Raw genomic sequence first — 25,923 nt, forward strand, 5'->3', positions numbered from 1 at the left:
TTCAAAAAGAATAGGTGGATTTGCATTGACTAGTAAACAGGAATATATTGAATATTTAAATTTAGAAACGCATCCCGAAGGTGGTTGGTTTAAAGAAACTTATCACAGCGATGAAAAATATTATGCAAGTGAAAGTAATGGAGAGCGTTACTACTACACTTCCATAATGTTTTTAATTGATAATGATAATCCTTCACATTTTCATAGATTAAATCATGATGAACTATGGTTCTATCATGATGGTAAAAATATGGTCGTGCATTGTATTTATCCAAATGGAGAATATAAAGCCATAAAGTTAGGTAATGATATTAATAAGGGTGAACTGCCACAATTCATGGTGCCTAAAGGAACTATTTTTGCTTCCAGTGTAGATGGAAAAGATGATTTTGCGCTTGTAAGTTGTGTGGTTTCACCAGGTTTTGATTACGCAGATTTTGAATTAATGCATAAAAGTGATTTGCTAACTAAATATCCTAATTTAGAAACCGTAATTAAACGATTGACTCTTGAATAATTAAAAACGATGCTAAAAATTAGCATCGTTTTTTTGTGCATTAAACATCTTACAAACGTTGATTTAACAATGATGTCAAGAAATTGAGCGTTACTTTTACTTACAACTTAGTTATGATAAATGTATTAACTTATCAGAGGAGAATGATTTATGCGATTTGGTGATAGATTACGTAACGAACGTAAACTTAAAAATGTTAATCAATCTGAAGTTGCAGAATATTTGCATGTATCTAGAAATACGATTTCAAATTGGGAAAATGAACGAAGTTATCCAGATATTGAAAGTTTAATTAAGCTCAGTGATTACTATAAAGTTTCATTAGATGTACTTTTGAAAGAAGATAAAGGTATGAAAGAATACTTAGGCAAAAAAGAATTTATTGAAAATATTAAAATGATTGAATGCTTTGTAAATATAGCTTTTATAGTTTGCATGTTTTTCTGGATTGTTATAAAGCCATCTAATACGTATATTTTTATAACATTTATATTTATTTCAATTATTTGTGAAATAGCATCTGTATTAATTAATAAATGTCGTGAGAAAGTTCAAAACACTGAAGTATATAATTTTGCATTGACTTCAGGATTACCATTAATCTTTATAGTTTCTGGAGTTAGATTTTTACTAAATCCGAATAACGCTCATAATTTTGGTAAATTATCCATTGCCTTAATTTCTATTTGCTTTTTGATATTTTCTTTAGTTTTTTATAATGTTTCCTATGTATTGAAATATTTAAAAAATAAAAAGTGATGCTAACTGGCATCACTTTTTATATACACTTTTTTTGAAGATAATTTAATACATAAACACTAACAATTCCAATAGTGGTACCGATTAAAATAGCGGCAAATCTTTCTGGAATTGCTTCATTATTCAGCATGGGATTGCTTAGTTTTGAAATTAAAATAGCCATAGGGGTAGTGAAAAAATTTCCAACTAAGAAATTAGTGTTAATTTTCCAATAAATCAATGAATTAAAGATTATTAATAGAATTGAAATAATTATAGGAGAAAAATTAATTGATAAAATTGCGTATGAAATTACGCAACCCACAATGGTACCTAATACATAATTTTGATGACGCTTAAATGCGTGTGACATAGATTTAGCTTGTAATATTGACGAACAAGCAATTACTACCCAATAGTAATTTAATATGCCTAGATTTTGACCAATATAGTATGATAAAAAAACTGCAAATCCGTATACAAAAGATTTGATTATAATATCCGAGGAAACTTTATCTACCTTAAATCTTATTTTATTAGAATTACTAGGTTTTTTCATTATTTGAAAATGATCAAATATAAATTCATTGATAGCTGCTAAAACAATGGAAATAATTACACCTATTGATAAATAAAAAATTGATTCGGTTGTGGTATATGCGTTTATGTATTTATGTACTCCAGAAATACAAGATATCATTACTAAGAAAAATGGTCCGGGACCTGTTAAATTCCAATACTTATTGTAGAAAAAGAAAAAACAACAAATGGTACCTAGTATCAATGCGGTAACCCATGGAAAGACGTTAGATATATTCATGATAAGAAATGCTATCATTCCAGCAATTCCAGCAATTAAAACATTTTTAAAACCTTGATGATTTTCTTGAGGAATATAGTAATAGAAGAATAAAGATCCTAAAACAATTAAAGTTCCTAAATGAATGTCGTTAACTAGTTGCATAATAATCATTGAAATAGTTAGTGATAATAAATTAGACACTTTTAAAGATATATTGCCTAGTATAATTTTGTTTTCCATATAAATAAAAATACCCCTTTTTTATATTAAAATTTTAATATTACATAAATTTTTATTATATATTTATTAAATATTATTTTTGCAATCTTTTAAAATGAATTTAATTTGTAAATGTATTAGTATTATTGTAAATATACTATTAATTATTAAGGTTGTTGTTTATGAAACAAATAAAAAAATATTTTACCTACATTGTTTTTTGGTTTATATTGTTTTTTCCATTTTTATTTATAACTATTAGTTTTTGCATCACTTCTTATAAAACTCAAATTATCAATATTATAAAAACTACATTATTTTTCTTTTTTGCTTGGCTTTTAATAATAGCAGTATTATCGTATTTTCTTACAGTTATGTGTAATGTTATGAATGTTCATACGTTTCATAGAAAAATAACTTACAATAAAACCGGATTAGAAAAGAAAAAGATTATATTTAATAAATTTAATGCTGAAAAATTTGGTAATAATTTAAAAAATAAAAATTACTACTCAGTACATTATGATAATAACATTGAATTAAATCAATTAATAAAACTTTATCAAAAAGAGAATATAGATAGGAGGGATTTTCATTAAATTAAGTTATATATTATTTTTTAGTTGGTTGTGTTACCCAATCTTAAGTGCAATCTATATAATTTTTGGAAACATTTTTTACAAATATTTTTATAATGATAAAATAACTGCATTTAAATATGATAATTTACAAGATTATCCATTTGTTACAATTGTTATATCAGCTCATAATGAAAACGATACGATAGAAGAAACATTAGATTATTTAGAAAATAGAATAAATTACATTAATTATGAAATAATAATGGTTGATGATGGTTCTAATGACGATACTTTAAAAATTGCTTTAGAATTTCAGAAAAAGTATTCTAATTTGAGAATAATACATGTGGAAAAGAACGCTGGGAAAGCGCATGCGTTAAATGTGTCTTTAGGGTTTGCTAAGGGTGAACTTATACTAAGTAACGATGCTGACACCTTGCCAGAAGCAGATGCACTGGTTAAATACGTTCAATATTTTCAAGGCATTAAAAACAGAAATGTTGGTGGTGTTACTGGAAATATGGATGTTTTAAACCGTAATAATGTAATAAGCAAATCTCAAATTATTGAATTTACCAGTATAGTTAGTGGTATTAAAAGGACTCAATCTGCTACTTCAGATAATATGTATGCATTTAGTGGTGCAAATACAATGTATCGCAAAGATGCATTGATTGATGTTGGTGGTTTTAGACAAAATAGAGCAACTGAAGATATTAGTATAGCTTGGGATATGTTTTACCATTCGTGGCAAACTAAATTTGCTCCTGACATAGTTTTTAAAATGATTGTCCCTGAAAACATGAAAAATCTTTATAGACAGAGAAAAAGATGGTCTCAGGGAGGAACAGAGGTCTTGCTTTCTAATTTTAAAAGAATGTTTATAAACCCTATTGTCATGTTTAAGAACATTCCTCTTTTTTTTGATGAGATATTTAGCTTTTCTTGGACATTTCTTTTAGTTTTTACATCTATAATTATGGTATTTACAAATATATATTATTTATCTACTGGTCAATTTGACAATTTATTTTGGCTTTGGTTATGCAATATGATTTTGGTATGTATAGAATTTATCATGGGGATACTGCAACTACTAGTTTCATTACATTATGATCAACAGGGAATTAAAATGCGTTATTTTGGGTTTTCACCAGTATATATTTCCTTTTTATGGTTAGTTAATCCCTTTGCACTTTTAGTTACTTTTCCTAAAGCATGCAATGTTGTATTTTATGGGCATTCATCTGGGACTTGGAAAAGCCCTAGATAAATAAAAAATAACCTAGCGTACGCTAGGTTATTTTTTATTTATGTGTAGGATATTGATGCTCAATTTCGTATACTAATTCCGGATCATCACCGTTTCTTTGATTTTTATTTAGGCTATTAATCATTTCCATTTCTTTATCAGACAATTCAAAGTCGTAAATATTTTGATTTTCTTGAATTCGTTTATCACTCTTAGACTTTGGAATAATTGCGACCACACGTTGTAGATGCCAGCGTAGAACGACTTGAGCTGTTGATTTATTATGTGTATTAGCGATGGATTGTAAAACTTCATCTTTTAAAACGCTGCCACGTCCCATTGGACTCCAAGCTTGTGTAACAATATTTTGACTTTTATCATATTCAATTAGGGCAGCTTGACTCAAATATGGATGATTTTCAATTTGATTAACAACTGGCATTTCACGGGCTTGAGTTTTTAGTAATTCTAAATGAGCACGGTGATAATTACTTACACCAATTGATTTTACTTTTCCGGCAATCTTAGCATCTTCTAAAGCACGCCATGTTTCAAAAAATTTTGAATGGATAGGCCAATGAATTAATAGTAAGTCAATATAGTTAGTTTGCAAGTTGCTTAAGGATTCTTCGATAGCATTTAAAGTTTCTTCGTAACCCTGCTTATTTTCCGGTATTTTAGTTGTAATAAAAATATTTTCACGTTTAATGTTAAATTTTTTGATGGAATTACCTAATAAATCTTCGTTTTTATATAATTGTGCTGAATCAAATAATCTGTAACCATTTTCATAGGCAGATTTAAATGCTGTATCCATTTTTTCTTGAGTGTCTAATTTATAAGTGCCAAAACCTTCCATGGGCATAATGTTGCCATCTGATAACTTAATATTTTTTTCCATTAATAACACTCCTTAATTTTTAATTTTGTGATAATTTACTATAATAAGTATAAATTCAATTTGATTATATATTAAAATAATTTACCAATTAATTATTTACAGAAATGAGGTATTGAGATTGTCTGAAAATAATATTCTAAAAAAAGGTTTAACTACATCTCAAGCTCAAAAGTATTTTGAGGATGGAATGTATAACATTAATCAGTATAATTTAACTAAGAGCATTCCGCAAATAATAAAGTCAAATACATGGACTTTATTTAACTTAATAAATATTGTATTAGCAGCTATGGTGTTTTATACAGGTGATTACAAAAATTTATTATTTATTGTGGTTGCGGTAATTAATACCATTGTTGGAACTATCCAAGAAATTCGCTCTAAACGCCAATTAGATAAAATGGCTATTTTATCTAAGAATAAAGTAAAAGTTGTTCGTGATAATAAGATTATGGAAATTGACCAAGACAATATTGTTTTAAACGATGTCTTGTTACTTAATCATGGTGATCAAGTTCCTATTGATGGTCAAATTATTGAAACCAATTTTGTAAGTGTTGATGAGTCACAAATTACGGGTGAATCAAAACCAATTACAAAACATACTAATGATAAAATTACTTCAGGTAGTTTCATCATTAGTGGTAGTGCTTACATTTTAGTTGAAAAAGTAGGTTCTGATACTTTTGTTAATAAAATTACCAATGAAGTTAAACATGATAACGGTCGTGAAAATAATAGTAAATTACTAAATACAATTAATAAAATTATTAAAATTTTGACGATTATAATTGTGCCATTAGGACTAGTTTTATTTATTTCTAACTTAATGCATGGCAATGATGTTAATAATTCTATTTTGGGCACTGTGGCAGCTATGACAGGGATGATTCCGGAAGGATTAGTATTACTTTCAACCGTTACGTTAGCTGTTTCAGCATTAAAATTAACGCGTAAAAAAGTATTAGTTAGAAACTTACCAGCAATTGAAACATTAGCTAGAGTTGATACGCTATGCTTAGATAAAACTGGGACCATAACTACTGGTCAACTTAAATTCGATAGAACTGTAAATATGAGTAATGTTTCTGATGAGTACTTAAATAAAGTAATTGGAGCGGTAATTTATTCTGACGAAGATTCTAATGAGACGGCTTTAGCATTAAAGAACGCTTTTAAGAAACCAGACTTGAAAATCAACAAATATATTCCATTTGCATCTGAACGTAAATGGAGTGGTGCAGATGTTGACAATCTGGGTAGTTTTATACTTGGAGCACCACAATTTGTATTACCTAACATGTCAGATGATACTCGACAAAGAATTGAAAGTTATACTAAACGTGGATATCGAGTTTTGTGCTTAGCTAAGAATCAATCTACGTTGCAAGAAAAATTAGATAATCCTAAACTATTAAGTTTGATTTTAATTAACGATCTAATTCGTCCAGATGCAGTAGATACTTTAAAATATTTTGCTGAACAAGATATTACTCTTAAAATCATTTCCGGCGATGACCCTAATACAGTAGCTAGTATAGGTAAACGAGTTAACATTCCTAATGCTGAAAAGATGATTGATATGTCAACCGTTAATGATACCGATGACTTCAAGAAAATTGCCAGTCAATATACTGTGTTTGGTCGAGTAACACCGGAACAAAAGAAAAAGCTAGTGAAAGCTCTGCAAGATAGCAAACATACTGTGGCAATGACTGGTGATGGAGTAAATGATATCTTATCGCTAAAACAGGCTGATTGTGGAATTGCTATGGCTTCTGGAAGTGAAAGTGCTAAAGGAATTTCTAACTTTGTTTTATTAGATTCTAACTTTTCCTCAATGGTGAATGTTTTGGGTGAAGGTCGTCGAGTGATTAACAATATCAGTAGTGTATCCTCACTTTACTTGATTAAAACAATGTTCTCCTTAGCTTTAAGTATTTTATTTATATTTTCTAGTCATGATTATCCTTTCCAACCAATTCAATTAACACCAATTAGTACATTCATGGTAGGATTACCATCATTTCTATTGGCATTAGCACCTAATTATCAAAGAGTTACTGATCAATTTTATCGTAAAATTTTTAATGTAGCTTTACCAGGTGCAATAACGATTGTAGGGTATATTTTGGTAATTATGTACGCTGGAAAATGGTTTGGATTTGATTATATGGACCGTTCTTCGTTAAATGTTTTGATTACTGGAATTATTTGTTGGATAGCATTATTTCTAGTATCTAAACCAATTAACAAGAGTAAATTAATGATTATTATTCCAACTGGAGTAATCTTTTTAGTAGTATTTTTATTCTTAGGTAAAGTATTTGATTATGTATCAATGTTTGAATTCCCAATTGCAATGATTGCATTAACAATTGGATTAACAGCATATCCAATTTTAACAGTTGTTCAAAAGTTAGTTGTGAAAGTAATTGATAAGTATCATAAATGGCAACGAAGAGAGTCATTTTAATATGATATAATTAATTCAATGAGGTGCTTTTATGAACAAAATGTACAAGAGTTGGCAATCTCAAATGGCTAATATTACATTACCTAAATGGGATGATTTGCCCAAATTTGATTTATATATGGATCAATTAATTGCAGTGGTGAATGAAGCTGTAGTGCCCTTAGGAGCTGACCCAGTTACTAAAACAATGGTGAACAATTACGTTAAGAACAAAGCTACCTTTGCGCCAGTAAAAAAGAAATATCAAACTGTGCATATTGCAGATATAATTATTATTAGCTTATTGAAACCTATTTTTTCAATAAGTTTAATCCGTTCAGGAATAGATGCAGTAACTAAGCATAATTTTCCTAAACAGGCATATGATGAGTTTATTACTTTATTGGTTTCAAAGCTGCATAGTTTAGCGCAAAATGAACCAACAAATCATTTTGATAATGACACTGATGAATTATTAAGTGTGATTGCTGACACGATTGTAGATCGCTTAAAAGCTAATAATATTTATAAATCAATTTCAAAACATTAAAAAAGTCTTGGGGAATTTTCCCAAGACTTTTTACATATATTTTTCAGCTTCCTTGCGATAATAAATAATAGAAGTTGGATCTAAATTAAGTTTTTGTGAAAGGACATCATCTGGTAAATTATGTCCAAATTGAATCATATAGTTTATGATGTAACTTTGATATAAAACACTAGGGTTTAATTCAATCCCTAATAGTTTTTCACTAGGATTTAAATACTTATGCAATCCAGGTAGAGTTAAGATAGGGTTATCACTATACCGTTGTTTTAAAAAAATGTCATTACTATTTTGTTTTAATTGAATGGGCTTAATAAAATCATCAAAACTTTTTAAAAATTGTTTTTCATTTTCACTGAAATCAATTTTGTTCATTAATTTGTAAAACCCAGGCTTTAGAAATTCTTTGACAGAGAATCCTTTACTGATTAGTAATAGAACGAGTTTGGTATATGGATTTACTTTTTCGTCAGTAAGGATTTCCGGTAATGCACTTAACCATTTAGTAGATAATCCTTTGATTTTTTGTGGTTTAGGCTTACCTTTTAAAGTTAGAGTTGGTAAATTGTTAGTAAAACCATGTGTAAACAAAAATTTAAAATATATATTAATGTGTGAAAGAATTTTGTTGTAAGTTAAATTTTGAATGGAGCGATTATTTACTAGCATTTGCATATATTGTTCGACATCGCGATCGAGTAATTGACTTACTTTATGATTTTCTTGATAACCCAAGTTGAAGTTAGATAAGTATTCAAACATATCGATTAAAGTAGCCGTATATTCGTCAATGGTAATAGCAGCCAGTCCTTGAATTGATAAATATTGTTCAAAGCCATCTTGATATGGATAATTGTTAGTTGACATTTAATTACCCCTTTCTATGTATAATAGTATACATGATAAGACTTAATGATTCTTGTTTAAAATCTAATAAGTCTTTTTTATTGCTTTTTTCGTCTACAGTTGTAAACTATAATCATAAATTATATAAGGAGTGCGAATAAAATGCCAAAAGACGTAACATCTGAAATCACTTCTGCTGAATGGGAAGTAATGCGGATAGTTTGGACATTAAAACAAACTGATAGTAAAACCATCATTGATGTTTTATCGGACAAAAAAGGATGGAGTCCATCGACAATTAAAACTTTAGTTAGTCGACTGGTTAAGAAAAAAATTTTAAGTGCACAAAAGCATAAAAGTAAAAACATTTACTTTACTAATATTGAAGAAAAAGATGCTAGTAATTTAATGGCAATTAATTCTGTAGAAAATATTTGTTGTATGCGTCAAGGGGCCGTCATTAAATACTTAATAAATCATCTAGATATTAGTAAACCTGACATTGATGACTTAATTAAAACTTTAGAAAATAAGCGTACTAATGCTAAAGAGAAAGTAAATTGTGATTGCTTGAATTGTGATAGGGAGGTTTTAAAATGAATAAACATAAGAATATGAGTCATGATCATATGCACCATAACCATATGGAACAAAACCACATGCATCATAATATGAAAACGGATAATTGTGATATGCATAATATGCATGAAAACCATATGCAAGGAAATCATAGTGACATGATGATGCATGGTGGACATATGATGCATATGGGTAATTTAAAAAGAAAATTTTGGATTTCATTAATTTTAATGATTCTCATTTTAATTATGTCTCCCATGATGGGTGCTAAATTACCCTTTCAAGTTACTTTTGCTGGCTCAGATTATATAGTTGCTATTTTAAGTACGATTCTGTTTGTTTATGGTGGAAAGCCATTTTTTAGCGGTGCTAAGGGTGAATTTTCATCTAAAAAGCCAGGTATGATGTCTTTGATTGCTTTAGGAATTACGGTAGCTTATCTTTACAGTATTTACGCAGTATTAGTTAATAACATATTTACAACTTTAGGTCCGGTAAATGATTTCTTCTGGGAATTATCAACTTTAATTGTAATTATGTTATTAGGACATCAGATTGAGATGAGTTCAGTTAGCAATGCTGGTTCAGCTGTAAATAGTTTGGCTAAATTACTCCCTGACAATGCACATTTAGTAGATGGTGATAATACTAGAGACATCTCAGTTAATGAAATTAAAAATGATCAAGTCTTATTAGTTAAATCGGGTGAAAAAATTCCTGCTGATGGTGTAGTTAAAAAGGGAACTACTTTTGTTAACGAATCTTTTATTACCGGAGAATCCACTAAGGTTGCTAAAAAAGTAGATGATAAAGTAATTGGCGGTTCAATTAATCATTCTGGAAGTATTGAAATTTTAGTAACTGGAACTGGTAATAATGGTTATTTATCTAAAGTAATGCAAATGGTACAAGATGCCCAAAATAGTAAAAGTAAATCTGAAGATTTAGCCAACCAGGTTGCTGGATATTTATTTTATGCTGCCATAGCGGTTGCTTTAATTGCCTTAGTTGCTTGGTTGCCAGTTCAAGGGATTAATTTTACATTACCAATTATTGTCTCAGTTTTAATTATTGCTTGTCCGCATGCATTAGGCTTAGCGATTCCATTGATTACTTCTCGTAGTACCAGTATTGCAGCAACTAATGGATTATTAATCCGCAACCGTACCAGTTTAGAAAAGGTCAATCAAATTAAATATGCTTTTATGGATAAAACAGGAACTTTAACTGCTGGTGATTTTAAAGTTAATGTAATTCAAAGTTTTAAAGATGATTTTTCAGAAGATCAATTATTGCAAATAGCCGCTAGTTTAGAAGCTGAATATAATCATCCATTAGCTAAGGGAATTACTGATTTGGCCACTAGTAAAAATATTCAAAACTTAAAAGTTGATAATTTACAACAAATTAGCGGTGCTGGTTTAAGCGGAATAATTAATGCTCAAGCATATAAACTGGTTTCTGAAAAATATTTAAAAAATAAGAACTTGGCAATACCAACCTATACAGATAGTCCAGAAGACACTATTAGCTATCTTGTTGAAAATAATCAAGTTGTAGGAATGATTGCTGAAGGCGATTCTATTAAGGCCGGTTCCAAAGCTATGATTGACTTCCTAAAGAGTAATGGGATTGAACCGGTTATGTTAACCGGAGATAATCGTAAAGCTGCCAAAAAAGTAGCTCAAATTTTAAATATTAATGATTATAAGTCGGAGCTATTACCAGAAAATAAACAAGAAATAGTTAAAGCATATCAAGCCAAAGGCAAGACCATTTTTATTGGTGATGGGATTAATGATGCACCTAGTCTAAATCAATCTGATATTGGTGTAGCTATAGGTTCAGGAACTGATATTGCAATTGATTCAGCAGATGTGGTTTTAGTTAATAGTGATCCTAAAGATGTAATCAATCTATTAAAACTAGCGAAAAATGCACGTCGTAAGGTAATTGAAAACCTATGGTGGGGAGCTGGATACAATGTGGTTGCTTTACCAGTTGCAGCTGGAATTCTGTACCCATTTACTGGGTTCTTATTAGATCCAATGTTAGGTGCAGTTCTAATGTCTTTAAGTACAGTAATTGTTGCTATTAACGCAATGACTTTAAAAATTAAATAATAAAAAGGTTATAACTTTGTCTGATAAAATAAAGTTATAACCTTTTTTGTAGGAGTATTATTGATGAATAAAATAAATTTAATTAGTAAATACGTGAAAAATAAACTTGCTAAAGATAAAACTGGGCATAGCATGGACCATGTTGAACGGGTCGTTAAAATGGCTAAAAAAATTTTACTGAGTGAACCTAAGGCTAATCCACAAATTACTATAGCAGCAGCTTATTTACATGATGTAATTGACGAAAAGTTAGTGGATAACGTAACGGTAGAGTCTTTACGTTTAAAATTATATCTAACTGATTGCCAATTTGACGAAAACGAAGTAGATGCCATTTTTAATATCATTGATAATATGTCTTTTAGTAAAAACATTGAATTTAAACACCATTTAAGTTTAGAAGGCCAAATCGTACAAGATGCAGATCGTTTAGATGCGATTGGTGCAATTGGTATTGCACGAGCTTTTTATTATGGTGGTCACTTTGGAGAAACTATTTATTCCGAGAATCAATCACCTAGAACACTACTTAATAAACAGCAGTATCGTGAACGTTCAACTGTAATTAATCATTTTTATGAAAAATTACTTAAAATACCTAGTCAAATGAATACAAAAGCTGCTATAGAAATAGCAGCTCATCGAAAAACGTATATGCAAAATTTTTTAAATGAATTTAAATCTGAATACGATATGCAAAAATAATTATTTTTGTATATCAACAAATTCAGCTTTAGTTAATTTGGCAATGTCTGATGCATTAACTAGGACTGAACGTCCAATTTGTCCAGAAGATACAAAAATATCTCCCTGCTTTTTAGCTTCATTGTCAATGTAAATAGGGTAACCGAATTTTTCATAAATACCAATTGGTGTGTTTGCACCGTGAGCATATCCAGTTGTCTTTAATAAATCTTTTAAAGGAACCATATTTACTTTTTTGTTACCAGAAACTTTAGCCAATTTCTTTTCATCTAAATGCGCATCCAAGGGAACCACGCCAACCACTGGTCCAGTAGTTTTACCACTTAAAACTAATGTTTTATAAATGGTATGTTCCGTAACTGTATCATCTTTTACATCCATTTGTGCCACATCACCCTCCTCATGAGTAGGGAAAATGTGTTGTTTATAAGGGATGCTATTTTTATCTAATATTTGTTCAACTAGCGTTTTATGAATGTTGTTCTTTTTTTTCTTTTTTGACATTCAAAATCACCTCGTTTGCTATTTTATCACAGTCATATCTTGGTTTATAAATATTAAAAACTTGAGTATAAAAATCTGTTATACTTTATTTGTAAATTTATAGTGCGATTTGAGGAGAAAATATGGCAGATTTGGTTTACCGAAAAGTGATGCATGATTTAAAACAAAAAATTATGGCAAATGCTTTTCCTAATAAACGATTGCCTGATGAGCGAAGCCTTAGTGAACAGTATTCAGTCAGTCGTAGTTCAATAAAGCGTGCTTTAAAAATTTTGGCAGATCAAGGAATTATTTTTAAGAAACGCGGTTCAGGGACATTTATTAATCCTTTATTTATGAAAAATAAAACTATTTTTCACTATGAAGGTTCTAATTTAGGAATAACTGATAGTCTCAAAAGCCAAGGTATGACGCCAAAAATAAAATTACTTAGCTTTAAAGTTATTCCTGCAAATGAAGAGTTACAGCAAGATTTATTTTTGTCACCTGGTGATTTTGTATATGAAATTAAACGATTACGTTCTTTCGATAATCAACCCTTTATGATTGAGACGGGCTTCATCCCAATTAAAATAGCTCCTGAATTGTCACAAGATATCGTTTCAGGTTCAATTTTTAATTACATTGAAGAAAAAATGAATAAACGAGTTACTCGTTCATTTCTTTCAATTTTGGCTAGTCCATCGGATAAAACGGATCAAAAATTACTAAACTTATCCGTTAATGAACCAGTTGGTATTATGGAAGGAATCTTTTTCTTAGATGATGGAACACCATTTGAAGTTTCCAATATGCGTTTACATTATAAATATCTAAGATATAACACTTTTGTAATGTTAGATGATTATTAAAAAATTCAAAAAACGATTAAAAAAATTGGACTATTTATGCTTAATCGTTCATAATGGTCTCGATAATTAAGATGATTAGCTTGTAATGTGATAATTGGACCGTATCAATTGTTAAAAAGGTTGACTTTTTATGAAAACCCTTTATCATATTCATTGTAAACAAACTGCTGGTCCAACTAGTAGTTTTGCTAATCATTATTAATTTCAATAGTATTTCAATAAAAGGAGTGTTAATTAATGGCAGAAGATTTTGATTCCAAAGCATATTTGGAACAATTAGACAAATACTGGCGTACTGCTAACTACTTATCAGTAGGTCAATTATATCTAAGAAAGAACCCATTATTAAAGACAAAATTAACATCAGATGACGTTAAAGTTAAACCTATAGGTCACTGGGGTACTATCGTATCTCAAAACTTTATCTATGCTCACTTGAATAGAGCTATCAACAAGTACAACTTGAACATGTTCTACATTGAAGGTTCAGGTCATGGTGGCCAAGTTATGGTTTCCAACTCATACATTGATGGCAGTTACTCAGACATTTACCCTAACATCTCACAAGATGAAGAAGGTATGGCTAGATTATTCAAACAATTCTCATTCCCTGGTGGAGTTGCATCACATGCTGCTCCTGAAACTCCAGGTTCAATTCACGAAGGTGGAGAATTAGGTTACTCACTATCACATGGTGTTGGTGCTATCCTTGATAATCCAGACGTAATTGCTGCTGTTGAAATTGGTGATGGTGAAGCTGAAAGTGGTCCACTAGCTGCTAGTTGGTTCTCTGACAAATTCATCAACCCTGTTACTGATGGTGCTGTATTACCAATCATTAACATGAACGGTTTCAAGATTTCTAACCCAACTATTATGTCACGTATGAGTGATGAAGAATTATCAGATTACTTCAAGGGTATGGGCTGGAAAGCATACTTCGTTGAAAACGAAAATGATTTTGATGACCACATGGCCTACCACGAAAAAATGGCTAAAGTTATGGATGAAGTTATCCCAGAAATCAAAGCTATTCAAAAGAATGCTCGTGAAAACGAAACTGCTGAAACTGCTAAAGAACCAGTATGGCCAATGATTGTTCTTAGAACACCTAAGGGTTGGACTGGTCCTAAGTTGGACTTAGATGGTCAACCAATCGAAAACTCATTCCGTGCTCACCAAATTCCACTTCCTGTATCAAGTGATCACATGGAACATGCTGACTTACTTGTTAAGTGGTTAAAATCATACAAACCAGAAGAATTATTTAACGATGATGCTACTATTAAGGAAGACATTAAAGCATTGGCACCTAAGGGTGACAAACGTATGTCTGTTAACCCAATTACAAACGGTGGTATCGATCCTAAGCCATTAGTATTACCTGATTACAAGAAATTTGCTGTTGAAATTAAGACACCAGGTGAAACTATTGCTGAAGATATGAGTGTATGGTCAAACTGGTTAGGTGCTGTTATGGAAGCAAACCCTAAAAACTTCCGTGCATTTGGTCCTGATGAATCAATGTCAAACCGTCTATACGGTGTGTTTAACGAAACTAACCGTCAATGGATGGAAGACATTATGGAACCTAATGACCAATACGTTGCTCATTCAGGTCGTTTAATTGATTCACAATTATCAGAACACCAAGACGAAGGTTGGTTAGAAGGTTACGTTCTAACTGGTCGTCATGGTTTCTTCGCAACTTACGAAGCATTCGGTCGTGTTGTAGATTCAATGTTAACTCAACACTTCAAGTGGTTACGTAAAGCTGCTGACCAAAAATGGAGAAGAAAGTACCCATCATTGAACTTTGTTGATACTTCAACTGTATTCCAACAAGATCACAATGGTTACACTCACCAAGACCCAGGTATGTTAACTCACTTGGCTGAAAAGAAACCTGAATTCATTCGTGAATACTTACCATCTGATGCTAATACTTTATTAGCTGTTGGTAACGTTGCTTTTGCTAGTCAAGAAAAGATTAACTTAATTGTTACTTCAAAACACCCACGTCCACAATGGTTCTCAATTGAAGAAGCTACTAACTTAGTTAACAATGGTTTAGGCTACGTTGACTGGGCTTCAACTGACCAAGGACAAGAACCAGATGTTGTTATGGCTTCTGCAGGTACTGAACCTACTTGGGAAACTCTTGCTGCAATTTCAATCTTGCATGAAGAATTCCCAGAAATGAAGATCAGATACATCAACGTTGTTGACTTCTTGAAACTACGTTCTCCTAAGGTTGACCCTCGTGGTTTAACTGATGAAGAATTCGACCGTCTATTTACAACTGACAAACCTGTTGTATTTGCATTCCACGGTTTCGAAGGTCTAGTTAAAGATGTATTCTTCGATCGTCATAACCATAACTTACACGTTCATGGTTACCGTGAAAACGGTGATATCACTACACCATTTGACATGCGTGTATTGAACCAATTAGATCGTTTCGACTTAGCTAAAGAAGTTGTTAACGACATTCCAGAATACTCTGTTAAGGGTGCTTCATTCGTACAACGTATGAACGACATGATTGACAAGCACAATGCTTACATTCGTGAAGTTGGTACTGATTTACCAGAAGTTAACGCTTGGCAATGGAAACCATTGAAGTAATTTAATTATTTCGATGCAAAATAAAAAGGAATTTATCCAATTTATGGGTAAATTCCTTTTTTATATTAAATAAGAGCAAACAAAAAGGAAGCAAGCTGTAATTAATATAGTCTGCTTCCTTTTTTTTATTTATTTTATAGCTTCCCCCACGAAATCAACATTTGATTCTAATACTACATTGGAATATGGAGTAATTTCACCAGTTCTAACACTAGCAATATTGTTTGATCCGTGACACATATCTTTAAGTTTCTCATGTGAGACCCATTCAATGTCAACGTCATCATCTATAATATCCATAATATTAGCTAATTGTTTAGGGTTTTTGGTTTTAATTTTTTTGGCTAAATATATTTTTTGAACTTTCATTTCCGATAAAGTAGCTTTTAGGACATCTATAAATTTAGGCAAACCTCTTACTACTGATAAATCTATTTTACGACCATCATCTTTAATGGGTAAACCGCAATCACCGATAGTGAGCCATTGAGTATGCCCAATTTGTGATATAGCAGCTGAAAGTTTAGTGTTTAACAAGTTGGTTTTGCGCATAATGATTGAATACCTCCATGTTTCTACCTAATACAACTAATACTTCGCTTTCTGATGGAATACTAGGTTGTGCACCGTTTCTAGAAACGGTGATTGAAGAGGCTGCAGTTGCATACTCCATTGCATCTTTTAGATTAGACATATTTGAATTTAATCTTGTGGACATTGCACCGATGAAGGTATCTCCAGCTGCTGTAGTGTCAACTACTTTAGAATTAATTATTGGTACAATGCCATAATTTCCATCTTGATTCATGTAAAATGATCCTCTTGAACCTAAAGTGATAATGACTTCTTTAATACCATATTTAAAGTAATATTTGGCATTTTCTATTAATGATTTATCACTGTCTGCGTTAATCCCAGTGAGTAAAAAGGTTTCATGTTCATTAGGCGTTATCATATCTGTATTTTTTAATAATTCATCTGGAAGTCCACCAATTTCGGGCATTGGAGCAGGGTTTAAAATGGTATTTACACCATTGGCTTTAGCAATTTTAAATGCTTCAGTGACTACATTGATGGGAATTTCTAATTGTGCAATTATGAAATCTGATTTTTTGATTACTTCTTGATTATTTAAAACATCTTCTACAGTTATATCTGCATTAGCTCCTCCATAAATATGGATGATATTATCACCGGTTTCTTCAGATACAGTGATATAAGCTTGTCCAGTTTGTTCAGTTTGTGAGCGTATAACGTTACTAGTTATAAGGTTTTTAACGTTCATGTTTTTTTCAATGCTAAATTCCTTACCGACCTTTGTTAAAATAATGGTTTTAGCACCTGACCTAGCAGCGGCAACTGCTTGATTAAGACCTTTACCACCCATTGCTTCAACTACGTGTTCACTCGTTTTTAAAGTTTCACCACTTTTGGCAAATCTAGGTACTTTTATAACTTTATCAATATTTGTAGAGCCTAATACTGTAATTGTTTTTGTCATAAATAAAACCAGCTTCCAAAGATATATTGTTAAGTGTTTCACTTAACTTAAAACAACTATATAACAAAGATTTATATTTGTAAAGCACTTTAAGAAAACGTTTTCACGTTTTATATTGTGATAGTTTTCACTTGATTAAATATAATAATAGTATATTATTTAAGTTGTATTTATCTTAAAGTTTTTGGGGTGATTTTATGAATATTGAAAAGAATCAAGCTGCTAGAATGGCTGTTGAAAAAATACAAAATAACTCTGTTGTTGGTTTAGGTTCAGGATCAACTGCAGCTATTTTCATTCGTTTATTAGCTGAAAAAGTTAAAAAAGAACATATGAATATAGTATGTGTTGCTACTTCTATTAAATCAGGTGAATTAGGATCTTTATTAGGTTTAAAAGTAGTTGATATTGATGATGTAAGTTCAATTGACGTAACCGTTGATGGTGCCGATGAAGTTGACTATGATTTAAATGGTATAAAAGGTGGCGGGGCAGCACTCTTGTTTGAAAAAATAGTAGCAAGTAAATCGAAATACAATATTTGGATAATCGATTCTAGTAAATTTCATAAAAAATTAGGAAACTTTAAATTACCAGTTGAAGTTATAAAATTTGGTTCACAGCGGATCTTTGACTGTTTGCAGGAAATGGGATTAAATCCTACTTATCGCTTAAATGACGATAGCACAAGGCTTCTAACTGATTCTAGCAATTATATTATTGATATTGATATACAACATGTTAGTGACTTAAACTCATTATCGAATGCTTTGGAAAATCTTACTGGAGTAGTAGAACATGGCCTATTTATAAACATATGCAATGAATTATTAATTGGCGGTCTTAAAAAGGATATAAAGAAATCTGAATTAGATGATAGATTAGTTTTAAACTAAATATTATAAAAATAAAGTGATTTTCAAGATATATGAAAATCACTTTATTTCATTTTTTATACTTATCGATTTCATTGAAAATGGTAAGATAAGTTTTAACTTCCAAGCGTGCAAGAACATTCTGCAATCATACTTATTGGAATTATATAATGGATCACCGATGATAGGATGATGTATAGAACTTAAATGCACTCTAATTTGATGAGTTCGGCCAGTTTCTAGTTCAAGTGCTAATAATGATTTGTTGTTTTTAGTGGTTATTAATTTATATTTAGTAAGTGCATTTTTTGCGTTAGCGCCGTTTATTTTTCTTTTTCTCGGATCGTGGCTATCTAATCCAATTGGTTGATTGATAACTCCTCGTTTTTTAGTAACTACACCTTCTACCCATGCTAAATAACATCTTTTAATTGCTTTGTCTTTTATTAATCGAATCAAGATAGGTACTACTGCAGGATTTTTGCCTATAATGATTAGTCCAGAAGTTTCCTTATCTAAACGATGTATCATGTAGGCATGCTGATTTTTTTGGTTCAAGTATGCTTCTATGAAGTTCATCAGCGTCCCTTTTTCTAATTTGTAGTTAGGGTGGGTTTTTATCCCTTTAGGTTTATTAACGACTATTAAATCATCATTTTCATATACTATGGGAATTGTTCTGGATTCATCCGGTAAAATATTTTGTATAGGTAGATTAAAATCACTGTCTTGAAATTTCAATGAGAGTTTATCACTATTCTTAACATTAAAATTCATTGGTAAATATTTTTGGTTAACTAATATGCGCTTGTCTTTTCTTAACGAGTAAATTAGATGCTTAGGAATTAATAACTTCTTTGAAAGATAATCTTTTATATTAATTTCCTTGTTGCTTTTAACGGTTAAATGATATGACCAAGTGTTCATTTTTTTAAAATCCTCATATTTTTGTGTGTTATATTTAATTTAATGCTTTACAAAAGAAATAACAACCATAATAATATTAACGGAGGATAATTATGAACAAAAATAAAATAACATTAATATCGGGAATTTCTTTATTAATGTTTATCATAGTTGATATATTAATGAGTAGTAAATTTGTAGGAATCGAAAATAATAATGGGGTATTTAGAACTATTATTTTAGCGATTGTTTTGTATTTAATACCAATTGCTTTAGGATATGCTAACTGGAAATTTGCATATCATTTATTAGGTATAATAGTTGCAATTTATACATTGAACTTTTCAACAGTTTTCATAGTTATGTTTCAAAACAGTCATTTTAACTTATTAATTAAAATTTTAATGATTATTATTTCTATTTTAGGGATAATAGTTAACTTAATGTGGTATCGTATTGCATGGGGACAAATTCGTAGTGACTATGTAAGAATAGTTAAGCGAAACATAAAGTAAAAAACAGGTAAGGTGTTTTATAAAATGGAAATTAACGCGAAAAAAATGGTAGACTTACTTTCTGAAAACGAGTTTGCTGTTGATGAATTCGCTACCAAACAAGCTGATTTACAAAGTAATGCTAAATCAATCCTTAGTCCACTTGTTAGTAGTATGAAAGATAGTATTAAATCTAATGAAATTAAATCTTGTGAGTTAAATGTTACAGATTTAGATGCAAAAGTTTATTTACAAAATAACATTATTAACTTACCTTTTAGATATGTCAAAAATATTGGTAAGATTATTAAAGATGATGATAACTTAGATATATCAGTTTATATGATTATTGAATCAGAAGATATTAATCGTTCTAAGTTAAGGATTGATAAGTTAGCTTCAGCTTCACAGTTCATTGACCAAGATTTTACTGATGATTTTTCTAAATGGCTAAATAAGCAATTAGAAACAATTAAACTTAATGAATCTGAAAAAGAAGATAGTAAATAATGGTTAAGTGTGTTATTATTTAAGTGCGATGAGTCGAGAAGATCACGCTATTTTAATTAATAGTTCGCTATAAGCGATTAAGTGATATTTTCAAACGGAATACGTTTTCCTACCGTATTGTAGGGTATTTGAAATGTTGAATATGTGAAGTTTGATATTTCCACTTATTTTATAAGTGCCGTAAAAAAGGCATCCAACTAAAAGTTGGATGCCTTTTTTTATTTTACTAAATATAATTGATCTTGGATTAAATCGAATGGCTTGTGGTGTTGATTTAATTTGATTACTTGTTTATTTTCTATGAACTGAGCTTTTTCCCAGAATTTTTTAGAATTAGTAGCACCATTCTTTTCTCCAATCACAATCAACTCAATTTCTGAATCTATAGAACGGAGCTTATTTAAAACCTGAGCATCAATGTCTACGCCATCAGGTGACCAGCACATAATTACATAGTCAATTTCATTTTTATATTTTTCAATTGCTTGAAGTGCATCGATCTTTTCAACTTGGGTTAGTAAATGCTTACCAGTTTCATTTTCTTTAACCCATTCCATACTATCTGTAGCAATTATTTGTTTATTTAAATTTCTTAGCCCCTTAGAAATATAACCATTGCCTGCCATTATCTCTAAACCTTTTTTATTATCAACATATTTAGCAATATCTTGAATAAAGGGAGCAGATATATAAGCCCACATTCCGTATTCTGCTTCTAAATAATCTCTAAAGGATCGCAAATCTTTATCTAGTTTAGGTAAATTGTTTGATAACTTGTTCCACAATTTATCGCCTTGAGGGTCATTTGGGGCATATTTACTATTAACGTATTCAAAAATTTTGTCTTGAATGTTATCGGCTAAAATTAATGGTGGTAAGTCTTGTGGGAGTTCATTTTTACTTATTAATCGGTCTGCTTCAATTATGTTGTTGATTAAAAACTTGATTTCAGGGAAGTCAGCGTATATTTTTTGGTAATTTTCCATTCTTTCGATGTATTTAGGGACAGCTTTAGTTATCTTATGCTGCTTTTTTAATTTCTTTAATAGTTTTCGTTTATCCATATTTTTCCTCTAATCTTATATTGATTAATTATTATTCTATTGTAAAAAAGGATTATACGCAATTCATGTCATTATTTATAACATAAAAGTGCAAAATTTCTCTTTTTTTAATGTTTATCATTTATAATACTATCTTTTTATAGAAACAATGTTATAATTTATAACATAAACTTAAAGGATGCGATAAAGTATGGATGTTGCCAGTACTGTTTTTATGTTTTTAGCTAGTATTTTAGTTTTATTTATGACACCAGGCTTAGCTTTTTTCTATGGTGGATTAGTTTCAAGAAAAAATGTAGTTAATACAATGTTGTCAGTATTTTTTATTACAGGAATTGCTATTTTACTTTGGATATTAGTGGGGTATAGTTTATCTTTTGAAGGTGATTACTATGGAATTATTGGTAACCTCCATCATGTATTTATGAACGGGATCAATTTAAATGCTTTAACTGCTTATAAAATTCCTACTAGTATTTATTCTATTTTTGAAATGTTTTTTGCTATAATTTCGCCAGCGTTGTTTGTAGGAGCGGTAGTGGGACGTATTAAATTTAAATTTTTGGCATTCTTTATAATTTTGTGGTCATTATTTATTTACTATCCCATGGTTCATATGGTTTGGTCTAGCAATGGATTTTTAGCAAAATTGGGGACGTTAGACTTTGCAGGTGGAACAGTAGTACATATTAATGCAGGTATTACAGCCTTTGTATTATCAGCCTTTTTAGGTCGTAGAATAAAACGAAATTCAACTGTAAAACATCATTATAATTTACCTTGGATTCTACTAGGAACTACGATTTTATGGATTGGTTGGTATGGCTTTAATGCTGGATCTGCTTTTGGATTAAATAATGTTGCTATGCAAGCAACTATTACAACTACTGTATCGGCAGCTGCATCTATGGTAGCATGGATGATCTTGGATATTATTTTCGTTAAAAAGCCACAATTGATTGGTGCTTGTACAGGAACTTTATGTGGTTTGGTAGGAATCACTCCTGCCGCTGGGTATGTAACAGTTTTTGGAGCCTTTGTTATTGGAATATGTGCAACCTGTGTGAGTTATCTATTTGTTAATTATTTAAAAGCTAAAATTGGAATTGATGATGCTTTAGATGCTTTTGGTTGTCATGGAGTAAGTGGAATTTTAGGCAGTATAATGACTGGATTATTTGCAACTAAAGATGTGAATGCTTCCATAGCTAACAATGGATTATTTTATGGTGGTGGGATTAAACTTTTAGGCATTCAACTTTTTGCAACACTGATAACTATTTTATTTGTTGCTATTTTGACATCTATAATCATCTTATTTTTAAAGATTTTTATGCCAATGCGTGTTGATCATAAATCTGAAGTATTAGGTCTAGACCGAACTGAACATGGTGAAGATGCTGATTATACTGTTGAGATTTCTGATAATTTAGATGAAAGAAAACGTGATATGTATATTCACTCAGATGAATTTAAGGGACAATTTGCACAACTTAATTCACATTCGCATTTGAAATAATGCTTTGTTGAAAGCCTTATATAAACATATAAGGCTTTTAATTTGCTTAAAATTAGCTTAATATTCTATATTGTATGTAATAAAAGGTCTTGAAGGTGAAATAGTTGAATAAAAAATTAAAACATTGGTTAATTGGAATTTTAGGCTTACTTGTTGTTTTAGGTGGTTTATTATTTGGCGCTGGGATGTACTTTTATAATGTAGCAGTCGTACCATCACAAAAAAGTTTTATATCTAATAAACCGGTTTCTAAAAAATCTCCACTATATCCTGGAGAACAATGGTATAAAAACGATGCCAAAAAAATACTTTGGAAACAGCAATCAGTTGGTGGAAATCTTATATTAGATGCTAACTTTTTACCGGCTGCTCATAAAACTAACAAAACAGTAATTGTTGCACATGGCTTTATGGGAAATAAAGAAAAAATGGCTCCATATGCCTACATGTTTCATAAAATGGGGTATAACGTTTTAACTCCAGATACACGTGGCCAAGGTAAAAGTGAAGGTAATTATATTGGTTATGGATGGCCTGATCGATTAGATTACATTAAGTGGATGCATAAAGTTATTGATTACACTGGTAAGAACTCTAAATTATTCATGTTCGGTGTTAGTATGGGTGGAGCAACTACTATGATGGTATCAGGAGAAAAAGTACCTACACAGTTAAAGGGTTACATTGAAGATTGTGGTTATACTAGCATTACGGATGAATTGAATTATCAAGCTCAACAGTTGTACCATTTACCAGCATTTCCTAGATGGCCACTTATTCCTATTTTAAGCAGCATTACACATGTTAGAGCTGGTTATAGTATGTATGATGGTTCTGCTTTAAAACAAGTTCGTAAAAATCATTTACCTATGATGTTCATACACGGATCAAATGATACATTTGTACCTACTAAAATGGTTTATCCTTTATATCGTGCCACCCGTGGTCCTAAAGAACTATTAATTGTAAAGGGTGCTAAACATGCTGATGCATATCAAACTAATCCTAAATTGTATAATCAAAAAGTGGAACAATTTATTAATAAGTATATGAACTAATACTTTTGTGATTTAAAATCATGTTGTTTTAATAGTATAATGAACCCTGTTAATATATTTAGAAAGGAGGAGATGAGTTGGCACAAACAAGTTTTTTAGTGTGTTTGGTCTTAGTTAGTGTTGTTTGTGGAATTATTTTCGATAAGTACCAAGTTAATCAAAAAATTAAAAAAGCTGAAAAAGCTGCAAAAGATTATTTAATACAAAATAATATAAAAGTTACAAACGAATGTTCTGCAATTATTAAAGAAAGTCATCAAGAAACAGAGAATTATCGTTTAAATACGCAAGAAGATATTGATTATCAAGCAAAAGAAAATAGTAATCGACAACAACGAATTGAACAAAGAGAACATTATTTATCACAGACTAAGGATCGCTTATTAGAATATGCTGAATATTTAAAATCACAAGAAAGCGACATTGATGATGCTCAACAAGAACTGTCAAAGTTGCAAGATAATGCTGAAAGTTTACTAGAACAAAGGGCATCATTGTTAGCTAGTCAAAGTCAAATTAGTAAATATGATGCTAAAGAGGATATTTTAAACGCTGCTAAAAATGAACTTAGTCGTGAAAAAGATGTTGAAATTCGTTATCAAAATGAAGAGATTAAAGCCAATGCCAATAAAATAGCCAATGATTTAATTATTGATTCAATTCAACGTGGTCCTAAAGATGAACCGCGTAATCACATTGATAAGTCAGTTTTATTGCCTAATGGTGATATTAAATTAAAATTGATTATGCACGATGAACAGTGCTTAAGAATTATTGAATCACTAACGGGAACTGATTTATTATTTGATGAACGTGATCCATTACTTTTGCAAATAGCTACCCACGATCCTATTCGTCGAGAAATAACTAGAAATGTTTTAGAAAAATTGATTATTTCTCGCCAAATAACACCGAATGGAATTGAAAAACAGGTAAATATCTCCACACAAAATGTTCATAATGAACTTCGAGCTGTTGGTGAACATGCTGCTCGCATTTTAAATCTTAAACATGTTAATCCAGATTTACTAAAAATATTAGGTAAATTAAAATTTCGAACTAGTTACGGACAAAATGTCTTGTATCACTCAATTGAGGTTGCACAGATTGCCGGTATTTTAGCTTCGGAATTAGGATTAAATGTTAACCTTGCCCGCAGAGCTGGTGTATTTCATGATATTGGTAAGGCTATCGATCATGAAATCGACGGTACGCATGTTGAACTAGGGGTAGACTTAACAACTGCATTTGGTGAAGATGATGTAGTTATTAATGCAATTGCTTCACATCATGGTGATGTTGAAGCTGATAATTTGATTTCTAAATTGGTTGCAACTGCAGATGCTATTTCTGGTGCACGTCCAGGCGCTCGTAGTGAATCGGTGGAAGAATATGTAAATCGATTGAAGAGTTTGGAACACATTGCTAATGAGCAAAGTGGTGTAAAAGAAAGTTATGCAATTCAAGCTGGTCGTGAAATTAGAATTATCGTCAATCCTGAATTGGTAGATGACCAACAAAGTCAAAAAATTACTGACAATGTAAGAAATCGCATTGAAAATGAATTAGTATATCCTGGTAAAATTAAGGTTACTACTATTAGAAAATTGAGAGCGGTTCAATATGTTGGTAAACGTAAAAAAATAGCTAAATAAAAAAGTAACTCTCATGTGTACCGCCTTAAAAAAGTTAGACATAATATCTAATTTTTTAAGGCGGTTTTTTTATGTCAAAATATTCAACTAAAA

The 25,923-nt window shown here is 30.6% G+C and carries 25 protein-coding genes; 17 read left to right on the top strand and 8 right to left on the bottom strand.

Annotation, left to right across the window (positions count from 1 at the left end; translation table 11 throughout):
* The first annotated feature begins 25 nt into the window (after positions 1–25).
* Entirely contained in the window at positions 26–517 is a 492-nt protein-coding gene (locus tag K5Q11_RS04185) for a cupin domain-containing protein (protein WP_220751336.1), read from the top strand.
* A gap of 150 nt (positions 518–667) precedes the next feature.
* A complete protein-coding gene (locus tag K5Q11_RS04190; RefSeq protein WP_220751337.1) occupies positions 668–1,276 on the top strand; it encodes a helix-turn-helix domain-containing protein in 609 nt (202 codons plus the stop codon).
* Positions 1,277–1,295: 19 nt separating this feature from the next.
* Here the strand turns inward: K5Q11_RS04190 and K5Q11_RS04195 are convergent, their stop codons facing one another.
* Complete coding sequence (locus K5Q11_RS04195; protein WP_220751338.1) at positions 1,296–2,297, bottom strand: FUSC family protein; 1,002 nt, start codon at positions 2,295–2,297, stop codon at positions 1,296–1,298.
* A gap of 161 nt (positions 2,298–2,458) precedes the next feature.
* Here K5Q11_RS04195 and K5Q11_RS04200 point away from each other — a divergent pair, with 161 nt between their 5' ends.
* Both K5Q11_RS04200 and K5Q11_RS04205 read left to right on the top strand, forming a co-directional pair.
* A complete protein-coding gene (locus K5Q11_RS04200; RefSeq protein ID WP_220751339.1) occupies positions 2,459–2,875 on the top strand; it encodes a hypothetical protein in 417 nt (138 codons plus the stop codon).
* 28 nt (positions 2,876–2,903) lie between these two features.
* Positions 2,904–4,130: a glycosyltransferase family 2 protein gene (locus K5Q11_RS04205; protein ID WP_220751340.1), complete on the top strand. Its 1,227-nt coding sequence runs from the start codon at positions 2,904–2,906 to the stop codon at positions 4,128–4,130.
* 34 nt (positions 4,131–4,164) lie between these two features.
* Here K5Q11_RS04205 and K5Q11_RS04210 read toward each other — a convergent pair whose 3' ends face one another.
* Positions 4,165–5,010, bottom strand: a complete 846-nt coding sequence (locus K5Q11_RS04210; RefSeq protein WP_220751341.1) for an aldo/keto reductase — start codon at positions 5,008–5,010, stop codon at positions 4,165–4,167.
* Positions 5,011–5,128: 118 nt separating this feature from the next.
* Between K5Q11_RS04210 and K5Q11_RS04215 the strand changes: the two genes are divergently transcribed.
* Together K5Q11_RS04215 and K5Q11_RS04220 are read left to right on the top strand one after the other, a co-directional pair.
* The gene (locus K5Q11_RS04215; RefSeq protein WP_251067911.1) at positions 5,129–7,486 is read left to right on the top strand and encodes an HAD-IC family P-type ATPase; all 2,358 of its coding nucleotides are present in this window, start codon (positions 5,129–5,131) and stop codon (positions 7,484–7,486) included.
* A 31-nt stretch (positions 7,487–7,517) separates the two neighbouring features.
* Positions 7,518–8,015 carry a DUF1836 domain-containing protein gene (locus K5Q11_RS04220; RefSeq protein WP_220751342.1) on the top strand — a complete coding sequence of 166 codons (498 nt, stop codon included), beginning with the start codon at positions 7,518–7,520 and terminating at the stop codon, positions 8,013–8,015.
* A 30-nt stretch (positions 8,016–8,045) separates the two neighbouring features.
* Here K5Q11_RS04220 and K5Q11_RS04225 read toward each other — a convergent pair whose 3' ends face one another.
* On the bottom strand, positions 8,046–8,879 hold the full coding sequence (locus K5Q11_RS04225; RefSeq protein ID WP_220751343.1) for a phage integrase N-terminal SAM-like domain-containing protein: 834 nt from the start codon (positions 8,877–8,879) through the stop codon (positions 8,046–8,048).
* Positions 8,880–9,020: 141 nt separating this feature from the next.
* Between K5Q11_RS04225 and K5Q11_RS04230 the strand changes: the two genes are divergently transcribed.
* The 3 genes from K5Q11_RS04230 to K5Q11_RS04240 all read left to right on the top strand — a co-directional run bounded on the left by K5Q11_RS04230 (position 9,021) and on the right by K5Q11_RS04240 (position 12,265).
* Positions 9,021–9,458, top strand: coding sequence for a CopY/TcrY family copper transport repressor (locus tag K5Q11_RS04230; protein ID WP_220751344.1), 438 nt, complete (start codon positions 9,021–9,023; stop codon positions 9,456–9,458).
* Entirely contained in the window at positions 9,455–11,560 is a 2,106-nt protein-coding gene (locus K5Q11_RS04235) for a copper-translocating P-type ATPase (protein WP_444541828.1), read from the top strand. Before K5Q11_RS04230 ends, K5Q11_RS04235 begins: the two co-directional genes overlap by 4 nt.
* 63 nt (positions 11,561–11,623) lie before the next feature.
* A complete protein-coding gene (locus K5Q11_RS04240) occupies positions 11,624–12,265 on the top strand; it encodes an HD domain-containing protein (protein WP_220751345.1) in 642 nt (213 codons plus the stop codon).
* Here the strand turns inward: K5Q11_RS04240 and K5Q11_RS04245 are convergent, their stop codons facing one another.
* Positions 12,266–12,769, bottom strand: a complete 504-nt coding sequence (locus K5Q11_RS04245; protein ID WP_220751346.1) for an aminoacyl-tRNA deacylase — start codon at positions 12,767–12,769, stop codon at positions 12,266–12,268.
* A gap of 122 nt (positions 12,770–12,891) precedes the next feature.
* Between K5Q11_RS04245 and K5Q11_RS04250 the strand changes: the two genes are divergently transcribed.
* Positions 12,892–13,620: a GntR family transcriptional regulator gene (locus tag K5Q11_RS04250; protein WP_220751347.1), complete on the top strand. Its 729-nt coding sequence runs from the start codon at positions 12,892–12,894 to the stop codon at positions 13,618–13,620.
* Positions 13,621–13,857: 237 nt separating this feature from the next.
* Positions 13,858–16,248, top strand: coding sequence for a phosphoketolase family protein (locus tag K5Q11_RS04255; protein ID WP_220751348.1), 2,391 nt, complete (start codon positions 13,858–13,860; stop codon positions 16,246–16,248).
* 129 nt (positions 16,249–16,377) lie between these two features.
* Here the strand turns inward: K5Q11_RS04255 and rbsD are convergent, their stop codons facing one another.
* On the bottom strand, positions 16,378–16,800 hold the full coding sequence (gene rbsD / locus K5Q11_RS04260; protein ID WP_220751349.1) for a D-ribose pyranase: 423 nt from the start codon (positions 16,798–16,800) through the stop codon (positions 16,378–16,380).
* Positions 16,772–17,749, bottom strand: a complete 978-nt coding sequence (rbsK, locus tag K5Q11_RS04265) for a ribokinase (RefSeq protein WP_220751350.1) — start codon at positions 17,747–17,749, stop codon at positions 16,772–16,774. Before rbsK ends, rbsD begins: the two co-directional genes overlap by 29 nt.
* A 197-nt stretch (positions 17,750–17,946) precedes the next feature.
* Between rbsK and rpiA the strand changes: the two genes are divergently transcribed.
* Complete coding sequence (gene rpiA, locus K5Q11_RS04270; RefSeq protein WP_220751351.1) at positions 17,947–18,645, top strand: ribose-5-phosphate isomerase RpiA; 699 nt, start codon at positions 17,947–17,949, stop codon at positions 18,643–18,645.
* A 39-nt stretch (positions 18,646–18,684) separates the two neighbouring features.
* Here the strand turns inward: rpiA and K5Q11_RS04275 are convergent, their stop codons facing one another.
* Positions 18,685–19,551 carry an RluA family pseudouridine synthase gene (locus tag K5Q11_RS04275; RefSeq protein ID WP_220751352.1) on the bottom strand — a complete coding sequence of 289 codons (867 nt, stop codon included), beginning with the start codon at positions 19,549–19,551 and terminating at the stop codon, positions 18,685–18,687.
* Positions 19,552–19,643: 92 nt separating this feature from the next.
* Between K5Q11_RS04275 and K5Q11_RS04280 the strand changes: the two genes are divergently transcribed.
* Both K5Q11_RS04280 and K5Q11_RS04285 read left to right on the top strand, forming a co-directional pair.
* The gene (locus tag K5Q11_RS04280) at positions 19,644–20,045 is read left to right on the top strand and encodes a hypothetical protein (protein WP_220751353.1); all 402 of its coding nucleotides are present in this window, start codon (positions 19,644–19,646) and stop codon (positions 20,043–20,045) included.
* Positions 20,046–20,069: 24 nt separating this feature from the next.
* On the top strand, positions 20,070–20,534 hold the full coding sequence (locus K5Q11_RS04285) for a hypothetical protein (RefSeq protein WP_220751354.1): 465 nt from the start codon (positions 20,070–20,072) through the stop codon (positions 20,532–20,534).
* A gap of 218 nt (positions 20,535–20,752) precedes the next feature.
* On the opposite strand, the gene K5Q11_RS04290 is transcribed toward K5Q11_RS04285, so the two are convergent.
* Entirely contained in the window at positions 20,753–21,598 is an 846-nt protein-coding gene (locus K5Q11_RS04290; protein WP_220751355.1) for an SAM-dependent methyltransferase, read from the bottom strand.
* Positions 21,599–21,788: 190 nt separating this feature from the next.
* On the opposite strand from K5Q11_RS04290, the gene K5Q11_RS04295 reads away from it, so the two are divergent.
* The 3 genes from K5Q11_RS04295 (at position 21,789) to rny (ending at position 25,830) form a co-directional block, all read left to right on the top strand.
* Positions 21,789–23,117 (top strand): ammonium transporter, encoded by a 1,329-nt coding sequence (locus K5Q11_RS04295; protein WP_220751356.1) that lies wholly within the window; start codon positions 21,789–21,791, stop codon positions 23,115–23,117.
* A gap of 104 nt (positions 23,118–23,221) precedes the next feature.
* The gene (locus tag K5Q11_RS04300; protein ID WP_251067912.1) at positions 23,222–24,175 is read left to right on the top strand and encodes an alpha/beta hydrolase; all 954 of its coding nucleotides are present in this window, start codon (positions 23,222–23,224) and stop codon (positions 24,173–24,175) included.
* Between the two features lie 77 nt (positions 24,176–24,252).
* Complete coding sequence (gene rny / locus K5Q11_RS04305; protein ID WP_220751357.1) at positions 24,253–25,830, top strand: ribonuclease Y; 1,578 nt, start codon at positions 24,253–24,255, stop codon at positions 25,828–25,830.
* The last annotated feature ends 93 nt before the right edge of the window (positions 25,831–25,923 follow it).

This window comes from Apilactobacillus xinyiensis (genome assembly GCF_019656235.1).
In the GTDB taxonomy this organism is placed as follows: Bacteria; Bacillota; Bacilli; order Lactobacillales; family Lactobacillaceae; genus Apilactobacillus; species Apilactobacillus xinyiensis.